This is a genomic window from Liquorilactobacillus capillatus DSM 19910, from assembly GCF_001434915.1.
GTDB classification, from domain to species: domain Bacteria; phylum Bacillota; class Bacilli; order Lactobacillales; family Lactobacillaceae; genus Liquorilactobacillus; species Liquorilactobacillus capillatus.
This window is the reverse complement of record NZ_AZEF01000050.1, coordinates 1-759: the sequence shown is the minus strand read 5'-3', so window position 1 is coordinate 759 and position 759 is coordinate 1. Positions and strand designations below refer to the sequence as shown.

The window sequence follows — 759 nt, the reverse complement described above, 5'->3', positions numbered from 1 at the left end:
TCGCTAGTACTTGTTGACCCTGACTGACTGGCACTTGTTGAAGCCGATTCACTAGTGCTTGTCGATTCAGACTCACTGGCACTTGTTGAAGCCGATTCACTAGTACTTGTTGAAACCGATTCGCTAGCACTCGTTGAAACTGACTCACTAGTACTTGTTGACCCTGACTGACTGGCACTTGTTGAAGCCGATTCACTAGTACTTGTTGAAGCCGACTCGCTAGTACTTGTTGACCCTGACTGACTGGCACTTGTTGAGGCTGACTCGCTCGTACTTGTTGACCCTGATTGGCTGGCACTCGTTGAAGCCGATTCACTAGTACTTGTCGATCCTGACTGACTCGCACTCGTCGAAGCCGACTCGCTAGTACTTGTTGACCCTGACTGACTGGCACTTGTTGAGGCTGACTCACTAGTACTTGTTGACCCTGACTGACTGGCACTTGTTGAAGCCGACTCGCTAGTACTTGTTGACCCTGACTGACTGGCACTTGTTGAGGCTGACTCACTAGTACTTGTTGAGCCTGATTCACTTGCACTCGTTGAAACTGACTCACTAGTACTTGTTGACCCTGACTGACTGGCACTTGTTGAAGCCGATTCACTAGTACTTGTTGAGCCTGATTCACTGGCACTTGTTGAGGCTGACTCACTAGTACTCGTTGAGCCTGACTGACTCGCACTCGTCGAAGACGATTCACTCACACTTGTTGAGGCTGACTCACTAGTACTTGTTGACCCAGACTGACTGGCACTTGTT

General features: G+C 49.4%; 1 protein-coding gene. It reads right to left on the bottom strand.

Features of this window, described 5'->3' with window-relative positions; all coding sequences use genetic code 11:
- Positions 1 to 759: hypothetical protein (locus tag FC81_RS09510; RefSeq protein ID WP_187327418.1), on the bottom strand; the 759-nt coding region annotated here is incomplete at both ends.